Source organism: Thioalkalivibrio sp. ALE22, assembly GCF_000381445.1.
Taxonomy (GTDB): domain Bacteria; phylum Pseudomonadota; class Gammaproteobacteria; order Ectothiorhodospirales; family Ectothiorhodospiraceae; genus Thioalkalivibrio.
This window is the reverse complement of record NZ_KB906502.1, coordinates 163,829-182,426: the sequence shown is the minus strand read 5'-3', so window position 1 is coordinate 182,426 and position 18,598 is coordinate 163,829. Positions and strand designations below refer to the sequence as shown.

Below are 18,598 nucleotides of genomic sequence, written 5' to 3'. Positions count from 1 at the left end.
CGGCGCGGGCAGTGGCGCCCCGACCGGTCTCGCAACGGACAAGCGGAGCAACATGACTCAGGTAGCGGCCATCCAGATGGCCTCCGGACCCCAGCCCCAGGCGAACCTCCTGGAGGCCAAGCGACTGCTGCAGGAGGCGGCCGACAAGGGCGCGCGTCTGGCGGTGTTGCCGGAGAACTTCGCCTTCATGGGCATGCAGGAGACCGATGTCCTCGGCATCGCCGAGGTCGCCGACGGGGCCGGTCCGCTGCAGGCCTTTCTCGCCGAGCAGGCCCGGCGCCTCGGGCTGTGGATTGTCGGCGGGACCATCCCGCTGCAGACCGCGGGTGGCGACCGGGTGCGGTCCGCCTGCCTGGTGTTCGACGATCAGGGGCAGCAGGTGGCGCGCTACGACAAGATCCACCTGTTCGACGTGCGCCTGCCGGACAGCAGCGAGGCCTATACCGAATCGAAGGTCTTCGAGCGCGGCGACCAGGTGGTGGTCGTGGATACGCCGGCCGGCCGCATGGGCCTGGCGATCTGCTACGACCTGCGCTTCCCCGAGCTGTTCCGGGCCCTGCTGGATCAGGGGGCGGAATGGGTCGCCCTGCCGGCGGCCTTCACGGCGCAGACGGGGCAGGCGCACTGGGACGTGCTGCTGCGGGCGCGCGCCATCGAGAACCAGTGCTACATGCTGTCGGCGGCTCAGGGCGGGTTCCATGTGAACGGCCGCGAAACCTATGGCCACAGCGCCCTGGTGGATCCGTGGGGCCGGATCGTCGGCCAGCTCCAGCGCAACCCGGGCGTGCTGCTGGCCGATCTGGACCGGGCCCAGGCCGCGCGCATCCGCAACAGCTTCCCGGCCGTGGAGCATCGCCGCCTGCCGTGCCCCGGGACCACCTGATCCGGCGACATAAACCCGCAACGCCGGCGCGCTTGAAAGCGCGGGCGGTGCCCCAAGCTCCATACTGAACCAAAAAGTGCTGCCCCGCCTGCGAGTGCGGCGGGGCAGTCGATCTCCGAACCCGAGAGGACTGCATGATCGACCGTCTTGCGCAACAGACCCTGCTCGACCCCGCCGGTCTCGGCGACAGCGAGCTGAGCACCCTTCTGGGTACCACCTTCGGTCACGGCATCGACGGGGGCGACTGCTACTTCCAGTTCGCCAGCCAGGAGGGGTGGTCGCTGGAGGATGGCATCGTGAAGTCCGCCAGCTTCAATATCGAGCGCGGGGTCGGCATCCGCGTGGTGCGTGGCGAGCAGACCGGGTTCGCCTATTCCGACGACATCGCGATGCCGGCCATGCTGGAGGCCGCGAAGACCGCGCGCAGCATCGCGAGCGCCGGTCAGAGCGGGCGCATCGCTGTGGCCTCGCGGTCGCCGTCGCGCCCGGCGCTGTACGCCCCCGACAACCCGCTGGATTCGCTGGACGAACAGACCAAGATCGACCTCCTCAAGGAGGTGGATGCTGTGGCCCGCGCCGAGGATTCGCGCGTCACCCAGGTGATGTGTTCCCTGGCCGGGGTGCACGAGGTCGTGCTGGTGCTCAACGCCCGCGGCGAGCTGACGACCGACGTGCGCCCGCTGGTGCGCCTGAACGTGCAGGTCATCGTCGAACAGGGAGGGCGTCGCGAATCCGGGACCTCGGGCGGCGGCGGACGCTTCGGCTACCAGTACTTCCGCGAGTCGGACCGGGCCGCCGGCTATGCCCGCGAGGCCGTGCGCCAGGCGCTGGTCAACCTGGAGGCCCGCGAGGCCCCGGCCGGGACCATGAAGGTGGTGCTCGGCCCCGGCTGGCCGGGCGTGCTGCTGCACGAGGCGATCGGCCACGGGCTGGAGGGCGACTTCAACCGCAAGGGCACCTCGGCGTTCTCCGGGCGCGTCGGCGAGCAGGTCGCGGCGAAGGGCATCACCATCGTCGATGACGGCACCCTGGAGGGGCGGCGCGGCTCGCTGAACGTCGACGACGAGGGCAACCCCACCCAGCAGACCGTGCTCATCGAAGACGGCGTACTGCGCGGCTACATGCAGGACGAGATGAACGCCCGCCTGATGGGCACGCGCTCCACCGGCAACGGCCGCCGCGAGTCCTATGCCCGGCTGCCGATGCCGCGCATGACCAATACCTACATGCTCGGCGGCGACGCCGACCCGGAGGAGATCCTGGCCTCGGTGGACGACGGCCTGTACGCAGTCAATTTCGGCGGCGGCCAGGTGGACATCACCTCCGGCAAGTTCGTGTTCTCCGCCTCCGAGGCCTATCGGGTGGAGAAGGGCAAGGTGACGTACCCGGTCAAGGGTGCGACCCTGATCGGGAATGGCCCGGATGTGCTGACGCGGGTATCGATGATCGGCAACGACATGAAGCTCGATTCCGGTATCGGGACCTGCGGCAAGGAGGGCCAGGGCGTGCCGGTTGGCGTGGGTCAGCCCACGCTGCGGATCGATGGCATGACCGTGGGCGGTACCCAGGCGGCGTGAGCGCTGCGGGACCGGAGAATCGGCGTCGAAACGGCGACAAGGAGGCAACAGATGAATCTCGATTTCCTCGAACAGGAACGTTCCCTGCCGGAAGGGCATGGCCACGACCAGATCGTGCAGTGGCATGTGTTCCGCGCGCGTGACAAGGCCGAGCAGTTTGCCCACCACGTCGAGCTGGGCGAGGGCCAGGATCTGGTCGGCGGCTGGACCCGGGACAGCGTCGGCATGCTGTACTGGGTCGGCGTGCATGTCGACGACCTGGAGCGCTGGGGCAACGCCGGCGCGGTCCACAAGCACGGCGCCCGGGTCGACTAGATCGCCCGGCACCGCATGCGGTTCCGGGCTGAATGGCCCGGGGCCGCTTCCCTGTTTCTGTATCCCTGACGGATATCCCCGACTCGTCCCTTTATAGCGGAACCCTGCATGAGTACATCTCCCGAACGCGTGAGCCCGGAATCCCTGTCCCAGGACGGCGAGGTCCAGGCCCTGTCCCATTCGCCGGAATCCCTCCGGGCACGGGTCCAGCGCACGCTGGAGGCGGCGCGCGGGCGCGGGGCCTCGGACGCCCAGGCGGTGGTCAGCCACAGCGTCGGGCTGGAGCTGGGTGTGCGCAAGGGGGAGATCGAGAGCCTGGAGCACGAGCGCGACCAGAGCCTGTCGCTGATCGTCTACTTCGGCCAGTCCAAGGGGGCGGCCTCCACCACGGACTTCAGCGACCAGGCCCTGATCGACACCGTCGAGGCCGCCTGCCGCATCGCCCGCTACACCGAGCCGGATCCGTATGCCGGGATGCCGGACCCCGCGTTCAAGGCGAGCGACTGGGAGGACCTCGACCTTGACCACCCCTGGGGCTGCAGCGCCACTGAGGCGACCGAACTGGCCCGCGCGATCGAGGCCGCGGGCTTCGCGGCCGACGACCGGATCGAGAACTCCGAGGGCGCCAGCGTCAGTACGCGGCGCGCCATGGCCTTTCTCGGCGACAGCCAGGGCTTCATGGGGGGCTATCGCAGCACCCGGCACTCGCTGTCCTGCGCCCTGGTGGCGCGCGACGCGGCCGGCATGCAGCGCGACTATGCCTACACCGTGGCCCGCCACGCGGGCGACCTGACCGCCGCCGAGGCGATCGGGCGCGAGGCGGCCGAGCGCACCGTGCGCCGGCTGGGCGGGCGCAAGCTCTCCACCCGCACCTGCCCGGTGCTGTTCGCGCCGGAGATGGCGCGCACCCTGATCGGCAGCTTCACCCGCGCGATCTCCGGGCCGGCCCAGTACCGCGAAAGTTCGTTCCTGTTGAATGCCGTGGGCGAGACCGTGTTCCCCGCCTGGATGCAGATCGAGGAACGCCCGCTGACCCCGCGCGCGCTGGGCAGCGCACCCTTCGACGGCGAGGGGGTGCGCACCCGCAACCGGCCGCTGATCGCCGATGGCGTCCTGCAGAGCTATACCCTGGACAGTTACGCTGCGCGTCGGCTGGGGCTGGAGACTACCGGCAACGCCGGTGGCGCGCGCAATGTGACCGTGGCCCCGGGGGACAAGGACTTTGACGCCCTGCTGTCCGAGATGGGTACCGGCTTCCTGGTGACCGAGCTGATCGGGCAGGGCGTGAACATGGTGACCGGCGACTACTCCCGCGGGGCTGCCGGGTTCTGGGTCGAGAACGGCGAGCTGCAGTACCCGGTGGAGGAGATCACCATCGCCGGCAACCTGAAGGACATGTTCCGGCGCATGGCGGCCGTGGGCACCGATGTCGACCGCCGCGGCAACATCCACACCGGCTCCATCCTGATCGAGTCGATGACCGTCGCCGGCGACTGAGCCGCCCTCGCGGCGCGCGCCCGGCAGTGGGCGTGCGCGGCGCATTCCCCGGTACCCTCCACGCTGCTACGCTCGTCGTGTGGCTGCATGGCCGTGACCGCCCGACCCCGCGAGGCGGCGGCCTAGGGAGACGCTGATTGAATCGCACGTCCGCGTTGGTGCCCCCCAGTTTTTCGAAACAAAGCGCTCCGAGACAAGGCGCGTCGTGCAGCGGGTAGTGGTTCTACCCGCCCGTTTCTGATGGATTGGGGCGCAACGCAGGATCGGGGAACAGGGGGCACCAACCCGACAAGTGATTGAAAGAGCGGGCTCGGCCGCCCGTTGTTGATCGAAAACGGGCGCGCGCACGGCGTTGCGGCTCCCTTGTGCAGAATGACTGCACGGCAGTCACCGCGCATTAAACGCACGCAAAAGTGACTCGAGCGCGGACGTGCGATTCAATCAGTGTCTCCCTAGCGCGGGCGAGGGACAGCCATGAACTTTTTCGAACAGCAGGACCAGGTGCAGCGCAGGACCCGCTGGTTGCTGGTTCTGTTCGCCCTGGCGGTGCTGGCGGTTGTCGGAGTGCTGGGCATTGCGGTCTGGCTCATGGGCGGCGGCGGTGCGGCGATTGCCTGGACCATGGGGATCACGGCGGGGCTGATCGTGCTCGCGAGCCTGTACCGGGCCTGGCAGCTGCGGGCCGGGGGTGGCGGCCTGATCGCGCAGGAGATGGGCGGCGTGCGCATCGCGGGCAACCCCGCCGACCCCCAGTGGCAGCGGCTGCGCAACGTGGTCGAGGAGATGGCGATTGCCTCCGGGATGCCGGTGCCCGAGGTCTACGTGCTGGAACAGGACCTGGGTATCAACGCCTTCGCGGCCGGGTTTGCCCCGAATGACGCGGTGATCGCGGTCACCCGCGGCGCCCTGGACAGCCTGGAGCGGGCCGAGCTGAAGGGGGTGGTCGCGCACGAGTTCGGACATATCCTCAATGGCGACATGCGCCTCAACATGCGCCTGATCGGCATCCTCTACGGCATCGAGGTCCTGGCGCTGCTGGGCCAGGGCGGGCTGGCGCGCCGGCGCCGCCGCCACAAGGGGGATGTCGCGGATACCGGGGTCGGGGTGCTCAGTGTCACGCTGATCGTGGTCGGCTATGCGGGGTTGGCGCTGGCGCGCTGGATCCGCGCGGGCATCTCGCGCCAGCGCGAATACCTGGCGGATGCCCACGCGGTGCAGTTTACCCGCGAGCCGGACGGCCTGGCCGGCGCCCTGAAGAAGGTGGCGGCGCGCTATGCCGGTCTCAACGGCAATACCGAGGAGATCACCCATATGCTGTTTGCCAGCGACGCGATCGGGCAGCTCTTCGAGACCCATCCGCCGCTGCTGGAGCGCGTACGCATCCTGCAGCCGCAATTCGATCCGGAGGAGCTCAAGGGCCTGCGCGAACGGCTCAATGCCCGCGTGCGCGAACGGGCGCGCGAGCGCGCGGTGGACGGCATGCAGCGCGAGCGCGAGGGGCGTCTGCCCGGGGCGGAGGCCGTGGAGGACGCCCCGGGTGGCCATCCGGCCCTGACCCACATCCTGGGGGCGGGGATGCTGCTGGCCGCCATCCCGGGGCCGCTGGCCTGGGCCGCGCGCTCGGAGGGGCGGGCGATCGAGGTGGTGCTGTATCTGCTCCTGAACCCGGATCCGGAGGTGCGCGAACGGCAGCTGGCGCTGATTGGCGAGGCGCTGGGCGGCGACCGCCAGGAGGCTGTGCGCCGCCTGCAGACAGCGGAACCCGAGCTGCGGGACGATCTGCGCCTGCCCTTGCTGGAGCTCGGATTCCCGGCCCTGCGCCGCCTGGACGCGGACGACAGGGCACGTCTGCGGTCCCTGGTCGATCGACTGATCCATGCCGACGGGCGGGTGGCGGTCTTCGAATACGCGCTGGGGCGTCTTCTTGACCGGCAGCTCGGGGACATTCAGGACCCGGCCGCCGCGTCCCGGCCGCGCCATGCCACGCTGGCGGACCATCAGGAGGGCGCGCATTTCCTGCTGGCGGTGCTTGCCCATCACGGTCACGCGGCGGATCCGGCCGCGGCGCGCGCGGCGCTGACGGCCGGCGTGGGTGTCCTGACCGGCGCCCTGCCGTTGACGGTCGAGCTCCCGGAGGCCCTGACCGGTCCCTCCGGCGCCCGCGCCTGGGCCAGTGTGCTGGACCGTGTGCTGGAGCAACTGGATGGCCTGCGCATGCGCGACAAGGACCAGCTGATCCAGGCCATGGTCACCACCGCGAGCCATGGCGGGCAGGTGGTGACCGCCGAGGTCGAACTGATGCGGGTGATGGCGGCCGCGCTGCATGTCCCGTTGCCGCTGGCCGTGGACGACTGGGCTGGATCCCAGCCGACCGGCGAGGGCGGCGTCTGAACGCGATGCCGGCAGAATCGCGGGTTTTGCGCTCGGTTGCCGCAGGGACGGTCTGGCCCGTGTGCGAGCCGAAAAATAAATTCGCTGGCAAGTCACGGATCCCAAAGGGGTTTCGGGCCGGCGCCCGAGAAAACCCGAAAAAACACTATCAATGCACCGCGGTTTGGGCGGACAATGGCCGCGAGGTAACGGTAACAGGCTCCATGCAGCACCAGGCGACACCCCGCAAGGGGCGTTCAGATTCGCAGTTCCGGTCCCGGTTGGGGCCGCAGAGAATCACGATCAATCTTCACCGTCGTTCGGTTGCCCTCCAGTCTCTCCCCCCTCGAAATCCCAATCCAGTACGTACAAAACAGAGGTAACCGAAATGGCTACAGGTACAGTGAAGTGGTTCTCCGACGAAAAAGGCTTTGGCTTTATTACCCCGACCGATGGCTCCAAGGACGTGTTCGTCCATCACAGCGCCATCCAGGGTAGTGGCTTCAAGTCCCTGGCCGAAGGCCAGAGCGTCTCGTTCGACGTCGAGCAGGGCCAGAAGGGTCCGGCTGCCGCGAACGTCGAAGCGCAGTAAGACAACCCCGGCGCGCAAGCGCCAGGTTGTTGAAGAGCCCCGCCTTGTGCGGGGCTTTTTCGTGTGGAGCCGGGTGCGCGGGGGAGGGCTGATGCGGGCCGTGCCTGCACGGATCTGCCCCGAAACGGCCGCATTTTCGCGTGGTTCGGGACGCGGACCGTGCTACCGTTCGCGCATGAATGCTGTATTTCACCAGGCCCTTTTCCGGCCCCGCCGCGGATCGCTCGTCCGGGTGGGGCTGGTGGTCCTGTGCCTGCTGTTATTCGCGCAGCAGGCGGCGGCCCAGGGGCCCTACCGCGCGCCGGAGATGATCCCGGGGAGTCAGACCATCGAGGCCGCCGAGGCCTGGGCGCTGTTCCGCGCGGGGGTGCCGTTTGTCGACACCCGGTTGCGTGCGGACTACGAGGCGGGGCGGGTGCCCGAGGCGCGCAATCTGACCATCATGCGGGACCGGGACGACGAGCGGAATCGCTTTACCCGCGAGAACCTGCTGGACTTCATCGGCGATGTCGACGCGCCGGTGGTGATGTACTGCAACGAGCGGGACTGCTGGCGCACCGAGGCGGCGACCCGCCGCGCCCTGGAATGGGGCTTTACCAACCTCTACTACTTCCCCGGCGGCTTCCCGGAGTGGATTCGCTCGGGGTATCCGTTTGAATAATCGGGTGGTGTCCGCAGGCGCACCCACCGGCCGGCGAATCCGGCTCCAGACGATCCTGGCCGGGGTCATGTTCGCCGGGCTCCTGGTGCTGGCCGCGACTCTGGCCACGGGCACTCATCTCGCCGTGGGGCAGGCCGAGCAGCGCCTGGACCGGCTGGGCGTGGAGGGCCAGTCGGCCGCCTGGCGCCAGACGCTGGCGAACGAATGGCAGCGGATGCGCGCCGAGGCGACGGCCGTGACCCGCAACGAGGCGCTGATCGGAGCGCTGCGCGACGATGCCGGCATCCGGACCTATGCCGACCCCCTGTACAACCGGCTGCGCGCCGGGGGTATCGCGGACCGGATCGTGGTCGTCGATGCCCAGGGGGGCGTGCGCTACGACTCCGCGGACAACCACGGCGAACGCGTCCCGCTGGCGCGCGCGGCGCTGGAGGACGGGCGCTTCCACGAGGGGCTGCATCATGTACCCGGGGAGCGGGTCTATGCCGGGCTGGCGATCCCGGTCTATCGAGGGGGCAATCCGATCGGTGCAGTCGTGCAGTTGCGCGACCTGTCGACCTCCGCGCTCGAGTCCATGGCCGAAGCCAGCGGGGGACGCGCCGCGCTGCTGGACGAGCGCGGGCCGCTGGCGCTGACCGCGCCGTTCCTGATGGCGCTCGCGCCGGGCGAGCGACTGCACCAGCAGGCGGCGGCCAGCCGCGTTGACGCAGATGGCCGGCATTCCCAGCTGGTCTACCTGCCGCTGGTCCCGTTTGGTGGCGAAGAGGCGACGGCCACGGTGGTCCTGGCGCGGGATCTGACCGAATCGGTGGCGACCCAGAACCTGATCAATGCCACGACCTACGTCGCCGCCTTCGGGATGCTCGTGCTGATTGCCGGCGGGCTGTACCTGTGGCTGGGGCGCACCCTGCGCCCGATGCGGCGGGCCATGGATACGCTGGACCGGATCGGTCACGGGGACTTCGAGACCGATCTGCAAGCCGACTCGCGCGTGGCCGAGATCGCCCGCCTGCAGGAGGTGACCCGGACCATGGCCGGCCGCCTGGGGCATATCGTGGAGATCGAGGAAGAGAATGCCCGGCTTGCCTTTCGTGATGCCCTCACCGACCTGCCGAACCGGCGGCTGCTGCTGGAGCACCTGGAGCACGCCATCCACACGGTCAATCGCACCCGGCGCCACGCGGCACTGCTGCTGATCGACCTGGACAACTTCAAGACGCTCAACGACACCTGCGGCCATTCCGCCGGCGACCGCCTGCTGCAGGCCCTCGCGCAGCGGTTTACCGCGCGCCTGCGCGATCAGGATATCGTGGCCCGCCTGGGCGGGGACGAATTCGTGGCTCTGCTGGAGGAGCTGAGCCCGGATCGCTCGCAGGCCGGCGCGGACGCCCAGCGCATCGCGGGCGAGTTGCTGAAGGCCATGCGCGAGCCGGTTCGCATCGACGATATCGAGCACGTGATGTCCGGGAGCATCGGCATCACGCTGTTCCCGCGTGGCTTTGACACCCCGGAGGAGCTGCTCAAGCAGGCCGATTTCGCGATGTACCAGGCCAAGCAGCAGGGGCGCAACGGGGTGCGCTTCTATGATCCCGCCATGCAGCGCACGCTGCTGCGCGAGGCGGAACTCGAGCGCAAGCTGCGCCGGGCCCTGCAGGGCGAGGAACTGGTGATCCACCTGCAGCCCCAGGTCGACCCGGAGGGGCGGATCCTCGGGGCGGAGGCCCTGATGCGCTGGCCGCAGCCCGATGGCAGCTGGATCTCGCCCGGTGAATTCATCCCCGTGGCCGAACACACCGGCCAGATCCTCGAGGTTGGGCGCCTGGCGCTGCAGCAGGCCTGCCACACCCTGCGGGCCTGGCAGGGGCGCCCGGTTCTGGACAGGCTGCCGATCTCGGTGAACCTGTCCCCGCATCATTTGCGCCAGCCCCGGCTCATGGAGGAGGTGACCACCATCCTGGACGAGACCGGGGCCGCCGCGCAGCGGCTGCATATCGAGGTTACCGAGAGCGTGATGGCGGATGCCTCGCAGCCCCTGATTGCCAACCTGGAGGCCCTGCGGGCCCGGGGCGTCGCCCTGGCGCTGGACGACTTCGGGACCGGCTACTCGTCCCTTGGCTACCTCAAGCGCCTGCCGCTGGACGTGCTGAAGATCGACCGTTCCTTTGTCCAGGACATCGAACACGACGCCGATGACGCCAATATCGTCGCGACCATCGCCGCCATTGCCCACAACATGGGGCTCAGCCTGATCGCGGAGGGGGTCGAGAACGAGGCCCAGCGGGACTTCCTGGTGCGCCACGGCTGCCATCGTTTCCAGGGCTATCTGTACCACCACGCGATGCCGGTGGCCGATTTCGAGGCACTGGTTGCGGCCGGAACGGACGCCGCCGATCACGGGACGATTGATACCCAAGGAGAGCAGGAATGATTCGGATACGGCAGGGCAGGTGGCGGTCGCGGGTGCTTGCCGGATTGTGGATTGGGCTCCTGGCCGTTCCGGCCGCCCTGGTTCACGCGGAGGAGACCCCGGCACCCTGGGGAAGCGCCGCGCCGGTGGAGCAGGACTATGCGGGCCTGAAGGCCGTCTATGATGTGACGGCCGGTACCCCGGAGGCCCTGGAGGACGTGCTGGATCACGCCGCCTACCTGAGCCGCATGACGGGTGACGATCCGTTCGACAGTCACATCGTGCTGGTCATCCACGGGGACGCACTGGACCTGTTCGCGCGTGAACACTTTGCCGAACATGAAACCCTGATGACCCGCGCCCGCGGGCTCACGCTGAATGGCGTCATCGAGTACCGAATCTGCCAGGCCGGCGCCGCCCGCCGTGGCTATGGACCGGAGGACTTCCACGGCTTCGCCAGCGTGGTCCCGATGGCCGATGCCGAGATCGTGCGCTTGCAGCAACAGGACGGCTACGGTTACATGCGCTGAGCCCGGGGCTGCCGGGCACGCAACCCGGACCCAGAGGGATCGAACGCATGACGGACCGCCAGCAACCGGGATTTCTGGAAGCCATCGAGCAGGCGGGCCTGCTGGTGGAGATCTGGGAGCACTTCCCGGAGAACATGTTCCTGATCCGGGTCGAGGGGCCGGACTTCCTGGTCGAGGCGGCCAACCCGAAGATGACGGAACTGTTTGGGCAGGACTGCAGCGGCAAGCGCCTGCACGACTTCCTGCCCTGGTCGGTCGCGGAGGAGGTGGTGGCGCACTACCGCGAGTGTCTGCGCCAGGATGCCCCTCTGCGCTACGAGGAACACGCAACCTTTCACGATGCCCGTGGCCAGGAACGCGAGGGGCACTGGCTGACCCTGCTGGTGCCCGTACACGACCCGAACGGGACCATCACGCACCTGTTCGGGGTCTCCCAGAATGTCACCGAGCTGCGGCTGGCGCGCGCGAGCCTGGAGCGCTACAACCGCGACCTCGAGGCCGTGGTCGACGAGCGCACACGGGCCCTGAACGCGGTGAACCAGCAGCTCCAGGAGGCGAACCGGCAACTGGAGGCGCTCGCCTCGAGCGATACCCTTACGGGGGTGGGCAACCGCCGGCATTTCCAGGCGGGGGCCGAGCGCGAGATGGAACGCGCGCGACGGCATGGTGGCGCCTTGTCCCTGCTCATGTTCGACCTCGACGGCTTCAAGAGCATCAACGACCAGGACGGTCACGCGGCGGGCGACGCCGTGTTGAGAAAGGTAGCGGCGAGCGTGCAGACGACCCTGCGCGCGAATGACCTGTTTGCCCGCTATGGCGGGGATGAGTTCGTGCTGCTCCTCCCCGATACGCCCCTCGCGGCCGCGCGCCAGATGGGCGAGCGCCTGCGTACTCAGGTGCAGGAGGACGCGGGCGTGGCCCTGAGCCTGGGGGGCGCCGGTTTCGAGGCCGCCGATACGCAGCTCGAGATGCTCGTACAACGCGCCGACGCCGAGGTCCTCGCGGCCAAGCGCGCCCGCAAGGCGGAGTAAAGCCACTCACCTCGCGACTGTGGTTGGTTACGACCCGGGGATTGGGTTCTTAAGATGCTGCGTTGTCATGCCCTTCGTCGTTTTCTGGTGCGCTTTCTTCAGAAGACAGAGCAGACGCTGGGTCCCCTCTTTTGATTTTTGGTGGTGGAGGAACCCAGGCGCGGAGACGTTGCCCAGCCTGTTCGTAGAAGTGGGGGACGGCTCGCTCCAATTCTTCGATGAAGACTTTGCTGCCAGAGAATCGTGACGCCAGGTCGGACATGTAGAAGATTTCAAAGGCAGTCGGTACGACATCCGTGTTGCCTGGTTCCAGCGCATCGGCGTCTTCCAGGACGTCGGCCAAAGGCGCTTGAGTGGATTCGGCGCGGCCGGGCCGGATGGCCTTCACGAATAGTCCCGTGGTATCGATACCAGTGAGCTGACGGCGGAGCCAGTTGACGCGCGCACTGGTGCGTTTCTTGTCTTGCGGGGCCCCGACTTTCATGCAACAGACAATCACACGTTTGGCCAAGTCGGCCGTGACACGCAGTTCTGCCGCTGCGTTCGGGATTTCGAGTTCGCACTCCAGGATGTGCTTGCTGGCAAGTATCTCTGAATCGTCTTTGAGACGTTTCTTTGGGTCGGTGCGATGCGCGCGGGAAAGACGCAGCCGAACCGGTTGTGAAAGTTTCCGACTCATTACCAGGCTCAGGTCGCGCTGTTCCTGATGCCAGCTGGAGACGGTGTTCTCGACCTCTTCGCTGTTCTTATTGAGTGTGGCACCACTTTTGACTTTGGAGACGACCTCCTTCCACTCACGGTTCATGCTGTCGAAGCGGCTGATGCCGCTGGACTCATGCCCGAGGTAGCGGACCACTTCCTCAAGCAGGAAGTGCTGGTCGGACGACCCGACCTCGTTGCCCTCCAGTAGAAGTGTGGCTTGGGTCAACAGGTACATCCACGACCAGTGGTAGAGCTCGATGTTGCGTGTCTGGGTCTTCGGGAGTTTGACGGGGTGATGGGAAGGCTCGGCCACAAACTGATTGGTTATGGTGATTACCGCATCGATCTTATGTGCCCTGGCCTGTTCGAGATAGGCGGTTAATTGCTCTTCGCCGATTTCGGCGTTGCCGATCTTCGCCTCTATCAGGGCAGTCCATTTCTTGCGCCCAGTGTCCAGCACGATCAGCCCATCGGGCCGATCATTTTTGCTTCTCCGTTGCTTTCCCTTGCGTTCCTCCTTGAATGTTACTTCGGTCCAGGCGCCCAGATCGGCGCGATTGCCCACCCGCACATTGAGCGAGTGGAGCATTGTCTGTCTGAATTCGAAGACGCCACGCATTGCGGCAAGAACGACAGATGCAGCGCGTACCTCGCGATTGGAGTCTGCGGCGACCGGGATCAGGCGAGCAGTTTCGCCGCCCTCGACGTAGTCGGGTTTCGCGACCATGTGGCGTCCTTGTCTTGATGTGAACCCAAGAAGCTAGCTTCTCCGAAGCGGGAATGCGAGGCGAACCGCCCTCGCAACCCACTGCGTGCGAGGACGAATAGGTCCGGTCAGAGGCCGAAGATCTCGGACTTGAGGTTCCACTTGGAGGCGAGGGTCTCGGTGGCGTTGAGGAACTCCTCGGCGCGGGTCGGGTGGTTCCACTGGCCCTGGGCGATCCAGGCGAGCGCGGTGGCGCGGTCGGGGGCCAGGGACAGGATGTGGATCAGCTCGCCGGCATCACTGCCGATGACCTCGCCGCCCAGCAGGGCGCCGGTGTCCATGTCGCCAATCAGGCGGACGAAGCCCTCCGGCTCGTCCTGGCCCAGCGCGCGCGGCGAGGTCTCGAAGGCGGCGAAGCCGACCGCCGGTTCCAGTTCCTCGTCCTCGGCGTCGTCCTCGTCCATGCCAAGGCGCGCCATTTCCACCGCGGAGTAGATCGCGATCGGCACGAAGCGCTCGTCCTGCTCCCGAGTGTTGCCGTTCTGAATGTTCTCCACCGCGATGGTGGCGTCCGCCAGGGCGTGGTTCGCGGTCTGCCACTCGCTCGCGACATCGCCGATGGCGTAGATAGTGTCGACATCGGTCTGCAGCGTGGGGCGGCGCTTCACGAAGCCGCGGGCGTCGGTCTTCACCCCGATGGCGTCGAGGTTCAGGCCCTCGGTGTGCGGGGTGCGTCCGGTTCCGAGCAGGACCCAGTCGACCTCGAAGCTGTTGCCTTCGCTGTCGGTGATGGTGACGCCGTCATCCGAGGTCTCGACGCTTTCGTAGCCCTTGACCCGCACCGGCTCGATGCCGTCCGCGGCCAGCTGTTCCTTCAGCGTGCCCAGTGCCTGCGGGCTGAACTTCTGGGTGGACAGTGGCTTGGAGCGCGACAGCCAGGTCACCTGCTTGCCGAGATGATGGAAGATCCAGGCGAACTCGGTGGCGACAACGCCGGAGCCGATGATCGCGACGCGCGCGCCCGCCGGCGGTTTGTCGTCGAACAGCATGTCGGTGGTCAGTACGCGCCCGGGTTCGGCCGTGAACGGGGCCGGAACGGCGGCGGTGGCGCCGGTGGCGATGATGGTGTGGCGGGCGCTGACGGTCTCGGTGCCGTCGTCGGTGACGACCTCCAGGGTCTCGGCGTCGCGGAAGCTCGCAGTGCCGTGGCGGTACTGGATCTTCAGGTGCTTCATGTAGCCGAGGTAGGAGTTGCGCACCTCGGTGACCACGTCCTTCTGGTGGTCCCAGGCGCGATCCATGTCGGCCGTGAGGCTGCCGCTGATGCCGCGGCCCTCGAAGTGGCGCTGCGCGGCGACGGTGCGGGCGGTGTGGTACCAGTCCTTCTTGGGTACGCAGCCGCGGTTGAGGCAGCAGCCACCCCAGTCGCCCTTCTCGATGATGACGACGCTCAGTCCGCGCAGGGCGCCCAGAACGGCGGCACGATAGCCCCCGGGGCCACTGCCGATGATGGCCAGGTCAAAGGTCTCGCTCATGGTGTCTACTCGGTCAGGTCAATGATCGGGTCGTGCCATTCCAGCTGCGTGAGGTTCAGCTCGAACACGCGGCCGTCGGCCTCGTAGTCGAAACGCACCGGGACGTGGCGCAGCTCGCGCGCAAACCAGGCGGACAGCGCAACGTCGCTGTCCTTGCTGCGGCGGTCGATGCGGATGGTCTCCACGCGGCCGATCGGGGAGTCCATGGTCTCGCGTCCGACGACCTCGAACTCGTATTCGCGCAGGCGGTCGCGTTCCAGCGCCTGGATGGTCTCGCGGTCCCCCGCGGCGGCCAGTTCGCCGGTCTCCAGGCGCTGCATCATCAGGTACAGCGAGCCGAGGAAGTCCAGGGTCTGTTCCGGGACCTCGAGATCGAAGCGCTCGCTATTGATGGTGCCGATCGCGCGGTTGCTCTCCCAGTCGAAACGCGTCTCGACCTTGCGCTCGCGGCGCGGGGTGATCTGCTGGCTGCGCGACTGCACCAGCTGGAGGTCGCCGTTGCGGCTGTTCATCAGGGCCTCGCGGCTCAGCTCGAAGCGGCCGAGGATGCGCAGGAAGCCGGAGACGTGGGCATCCATCGCCATGCGGGTCTGCACATCCTCGTGGTTGAGGGTGATGCGCGCCTTGAGCGTATTGCCCATGGCGCTGGCCTCGTAGCTGGCGGTGTAGGGCGGGATCGGGCGCAGGTCGCGGTCCGCGGCTGCCGGGGTGGCCAGCAGGGCCAGCACCAGGGCCAGCATTATGGAAACAGCACGCCGGGTCATCGCGCGGCTAGCGCCGGTCGTCGGGGCCTGAACGTTCATGGGTGTCCTCGTCGAGTTGCAGCGGTGCCTCAAGCGGCCTGCCGTCGTCTTGCAGGATCCGCCCGCACCACTGAATTTCGCCTGAACACACGCGCCGGACGACCTCGGGGTACAGTCGGTGTTCGGCCCGCTGCACGCGGGTGGCCAGGGTGTCGGGCGTATCGTCGGGCGCCACTGGCACGCGTGCCTGCATGATCACCGGTCCGCCGTCCAGCTCCGGGGTGACAAAGTGGACGCTGGCGCCGTGCTCGGTCTCGCCATCGGCCAGGGCGCGGGCGTGGGTATCCAGGCCGCGATACTTGGGCAGCAGCGAGGGATGAATGTTCAGCATGCGGCCGGTGAATCGGTCCACAAAACCGGGGGTCAGGATGCGCATGAAGCCGGCCAGGATGACCAGGTCCGGGGCATAGTCCTCGATGGCGGTGGCCAGGTCGGCGTCGAAGGCCTCGCGCGAGGGGTAGTCGCGATGATTCAGGACACGCCGCGGGATGCCGTGCTGTTCGGCCAGCGCGAGCCCGCCGGCATCCGGCCGGTTGCTGATGACCCCGACCACCCGCGCGGGGATGCGGCCCTGTTCGCAGGCCTCGATCAGGGCGCCGAGGTTACTGCCGCGCCCGGAGATCAGGACGACCAGGCGCCGCGGAGTCGTGTCCGATTGCCCGATGGGTCCGCTCATGCGGCGGCGTAGGTGACGCCGGGTTGGTACTCGTCGCGTTCGCGGATCACGCCGATCGGCCAGCTGCGGATGCCGGCCCGCGCGAGCTGTGTGCTGGCGGCCTCAACCCGGTCCTCGGGGAGGATGACGGTCATGCCGATGCCGCAGTTGAAGGTGCGCAGCATCTCCTCGTCGGCGATGTCGCCGGCCTGCTGCAGCCAGTCGAACACCGGCGGCCGCGCCCAGCTGTCGGGGTCGATGCGTGCGCCCAGGGTGTCGGGCAGCACGCGCGGGAGGTTCTCGGTCAGGCCGCCGCCGGTGATGTGGGCCATGGCGTGCACCGGGAACTGCTCCAGCAGTTCCAGCAACGGGCGCACGTAGATCCGGGTGGGGGCCATCAGGGCCTCGCCCAGCGTGATGCCGTCGGCGCCCGGCAGCGGTGCGTCGAGGCGCGTGCCGGCATGCTCCAGCACGCGCCGGATCAGGGAGTAGCCATTGGAATGGGGGCCGCTGGCCTCCAGGCCGAGGACGACATCCCCGGCGGCGACCCGGCTGCCGTCGATCAGGGCGTCCTTCTCGGCGATGCCGACTGCGAAGCCGGCCACGTCGTAGTCCTCGCCCTGGTACATCCCGGGCATCTCGGCAGTCTCGCCACCGATCAGGGCGCAGCCCGCCTGTTCGCAGCCCTCGGCGATGCCGGTCACCACGTCCGCCGCGATGTCCACATCCAGGTGGCCGGTGGCGTAGTAATCAAGGAAGAACAGCGGTTCGGCCCCCTGGACGACGATGTCGTTGACGCACATCGCGACCAGGTCGATGCCGATGCGGTCATGCCGGCCGGTCTCCTGCGCCAGGCGCAGCTTGGTACCGACGCCGTCCGTGCCGGATACCAGGACCGGCTGCCGGTAGCGATCCATAGGCAGTTCGAACAGGGCCCCGAAGCCACCCAGGCCGGCCATCACGCCGGGGCGTCGGGTGCGCGCCGCATGCGGCTTGATACGTTCGACCAGCTCGGCGCCGGCCTCGATGTCGACACCGGCCTCTCGGTAGGTCAGGCCTGAACGGGATTCGGACATGGGTTCCCCGATGTTGAATGAGCGCGGGTGGAGGCCGCGCGCTGCGGCGGTCTCGCAGAACCCGGCATGGTAGCGAGCCGGGTGCGGGGGTGCAAAGCCGGGAAGCGTTTCGCGGCGAAGAAGGCGGGTGCGAACGGGCGGCGCTGGCGAGCCTTCTCCGGCGATGCCGGGGCGCATGCCTGTGGTATTTTGTGGCGCCTGTCGAACAACCGATCATGACCATGCCCCTGCATCCTCGAGCGCATTCCCGCCTGGCCTTCCTGCTGGGCCTCCTTTTCCTGGTGCTGACCCCGGCCGGGGCCGCCGATGACGCGCTGGTGGTGACGGTCACCGCCGAGGACGAGGCCCGGGCCCTGGAGCAGGGGCTGGAACAGGCGCTGGTAAGGCTGGCGGGGCTGCGTTCGGGCCCGGTGCTGGATCTGGCGGGTGAACTGCTCGAAGGCCGCGACGACGAGGGCTGGATCGCGGCGCTGGAGCGGCGGCAACAGCTCGAAGAGGACCGCTACCGCCTGGAGTTCGACCCGTTTCGTCTGCGCACCGCGTTGCGAGACGCGGGTGTGCCGGCCTTGCTGGGCGAGCGTCCGGCGCTGCTGGTATGGGCCGTACATGATGCCGGCGGGCAGCGTGACCTGCTCGGGGATGCGGTGGACGGCCCGGGGATCCTCGCGGCGCTGGACGAGCTGGCCGAGGCCCGGGACATGCCGTTGCTGTTCCCGCTCGGCGATCTGGAGGATCGCCGGTCCGCCCAGCCCTCCGATATCGTGGGCGGTGTGAGCGAGCCGCTGGTTGCGGCCGCGCGCCGATACGAGGCCGACGGGGTTCTGCTGCTGCACGTGCGCGAGACCGCGAGCGGGGCCGAGGCGCGGGTGGTCGCGGTGCACGACACCCGTGAATACCGCAGTTCCGCCAGTGGGGACAGCCCCGCAGTGGCGGCCCGCGAGGCGGTGGCGCGGGCGCTGGACCGGGTGGCCGAGCCCCTGGCACGGGTCGCGGCCGAGCCGGAATGGCTGCGCCTGGGGTTTGCCGGGATCCAGGGCTTTGCGGCCTTCGAGCGCCTGCGCGCGGAATTGGCGCGGCTGCAGGCGGTGGAGGCGGCGCGTCTGGATGCGCTGGCCGGCGACAGCGTGGTGCTGCAGGTGCGCACCGGCCTTGATCGCGATGACCTGGTCGACCTGCTGCGCGGCTCCGGCTTTGCCCGGGCCGAGGCGCCGGATGCGGCACCCGAGGCCGATGCCTGGCTTGATCGGCGCTGATTGCT

Annotated in this window: 16 protein-coding genes; 11 read left to right on the top strand and 5 right to left on the bottom strand. The window is 68.2% G+C overall.

Annotated features, from left to right (window positions below):
• Positions 1 to 52 precede the first annotated feature (52 nt).
• From F793_RS0105660 to F793_RS0105615, 10 genes are all read left to right on the top strand, one after another.
• Complete coding sequence (locus F793_RS0105660) at positions 53 to 883, top strand: carbon-nitrogen hydrolase family protein (RefSeq protein ID WP_018867476.1); 831 nt, start codon at positions 53 to 55, stop codon at positions 881 to 883.
• 134 nt (positions 884 to 1,017) lie between these two features.
• Positions 1,018 to 2,460, top strand: a complete 1,443-nt coding sequence (gene tldD / locus F793_RS0105655) for a metalloprotease TldD (protein ID WP_018867475.1) — start codon at positions 1,018 to 1,020, stop codon at positions 2,458 to 2,460.
• 51 nt (positions 2,461 to 2,511) lie between these two features.
• Positions 2,512 to 2,775 carry a hypothetical protein gene (locus tag F793_RS0105650; RefSeq protein ID WP_018867474.1) on the top strand — a complete coding sequence of 88 codons (264 nt, stop codon included), beginning with the start codon at positions 2,512 to 2,514 and terminating at the stop codon, positions 2,773 to 2,775.
• 108 nt (positions 2,776 to 2,883) lie between these two features.
• Positions 2,884 to 4,272 (top strand): metalloprotease PmbA, encoded by a 1,389-nt coding sequence (gene pmbA / locus F793_RS0105645; RefSeq protein ID WP_026280823.1) that lies wholly within the window; start codon positions 2,884 to 2,886, stop codon positions 4,270 to 4,272.
• Positions 4,273 to 4,746: 474 nt separating this feature from the next.
• Positions 4,747 to 6,663 (top strand): M48 family metalloprotease, encoded by a 1,917-nt coding sequence (locus F793_RS0105640; RefSeq protein WP_018881812.1) that lies wholly within the window; start codon positions 4,747 to 4,749, stop codon positions 6,661 to 6,663.
• Positions 6,664 to 7,030: 367 nt separating this feature from the next.
• Positions 7,031 to 7,234 carry a cold-shock protein gene (locus tag F793_RS0105635; protein WP_018140642.1) on the top strand — a complete coding sequence of 68 codons (204 nt, stop codon included), beginning with the start codon at positions 7,031 to 7,033 and terminating at the stop codon, positions 7,232 to 7,234.
• A gap of 232 nt (positions 7,235 to 7,466) precedes the next feature.
• Positions 7,467 to 7,895 (top strand): rhodanese-like domain-containing protein, encoded by a 429-nt coding sequence (locus F793_RS0105630; protein WP_018867471.1) that lies wholly within the window; start codon positions 7,467 to 7,469, stop codon positions 7,893 to 7,895.
• 67 nt (positions 7,896 to 7,962) lie between these two features.
• Positions 7,963 to 10,323: a bifunctional diguanylate cyclase/phosphodiesterase gene (locus F793_RS0105625; RefSeq protein WP_196799883.1), complete on the top strand. Its 2,361-nt coding sequence runs from the start codon at positions 7,963 to 7,965 to the stop codon at positions 10,321 to 10,323.
• Between the two features lie 44 nt (positions 10,324 to 10,367).
• Complete coding sequence (locus tag F793_RS0105620) at positions 10,368 to 10,832, top strand: DsrE family protein (protein WP_018867469.1); 465 nt, start codon at positions 10,368 to 10,370, stop codon at positions 10,830 to 10,832.
• A gap of 47 nt (positions 10,833 to 10,879) precedes the next feature.
• A complete protein-coding gene (locus tag F793_RS0105615) occupies positions 10,880 to 11,863 on the top strand; it encodes a GGDEF domain-containing protein (protein ID WP_018881810.1) in 984 nt (327 codons plus the stop codon).
• 49 nt (positions 11,864 to 11,912) lie between these two features.
• Here the strand turns inward: F793_RS0105615 and F793_RS0105610 are convergent, their stop codons facing one another.
• The 5 genes from F793_RS0105610 to purM form a co-directional block, all read right to left on the bottom strand.
• Positions 11,913 to 13,292, bottom strand: coding sequence for a hypothetical protein (locus F793_RS0105610; RefSeq protein ID WP_018881342.1), 1,380 nt, complete (start codon positions 13,290 to 13,292; stop codon positions 11,913 to 11,915).
• Positions 13,293 to 13,399: 107 nt separating this feature from the next.
• Positions 13,400 to 14,806, bottom strand: coding sequence for an NAD(P)/FAD-dependent oxidoreductase (locus tag F793_RS0105605; RefSeq protein ID WP_018881809.1), 1,407 nt, complete (start codon positions 14,804 to 14,806; stop codon positions 13,400 to 13,402).
• Between the two features lie 5 nt (positions 14,807 to 14,811).
• Entirely contained in the window at positions 14,812 to 15,546 is a 735-nt protein-coding gene (locus F793_RS0105600) for a DUF3108 domain-containing protein (RefSeq protein WP_018867466.1), read from the bottom strand.
• A gap of 31 nt (positions 15,547 to 15,577) precedes the next feature.
• On the bottom strand, positions 15,578 to 16,285 hold the full coding sequence (gene purN, locus F793_RS0105595; RefSeq protein WP_018881808.1) for a phosphoribosylglycinamide formyltransferase: 708 nt from the start codon (positions 16,283 to 16,285) through the stop codon (positions 15,578 to 15,580).
• The gene (gene purM / locus F793_RS0105590) at positions 16,282 to 17,340 is read right to left on the bottom strand and encodes a phosphoribosylformylglycinamidine cyclo-ligase (protein ID WP_018877143.1); all 1,059 of its coding nucleotides are present in this window, start codon (positions 17,338 to 17,340) and stop codon (positions 16,282 to 16,284) included. Before purM ends, purN begins: the two co-directional genes overlap by 4 nt.
• Positions 17,341 to 17,561: 221 nt before the next feature.
• On the opposite strand from purM, the gene F793_RS0105585 reads away from it, so the two are divergent.
• Positions 17,562 to 18,593, top strand: a complete 1,032-nt coding sequence (locus F793_RS0105585) for a DUF2066 domain-containing protein (RefSeq protein ID WP_018881807.1) — start codon at positions 17,562 to 17,564, stop codon at positions 18,591 to 18,593.
• Positions 18,594 to 18,598: the final 5 nt, after the last annotated feature.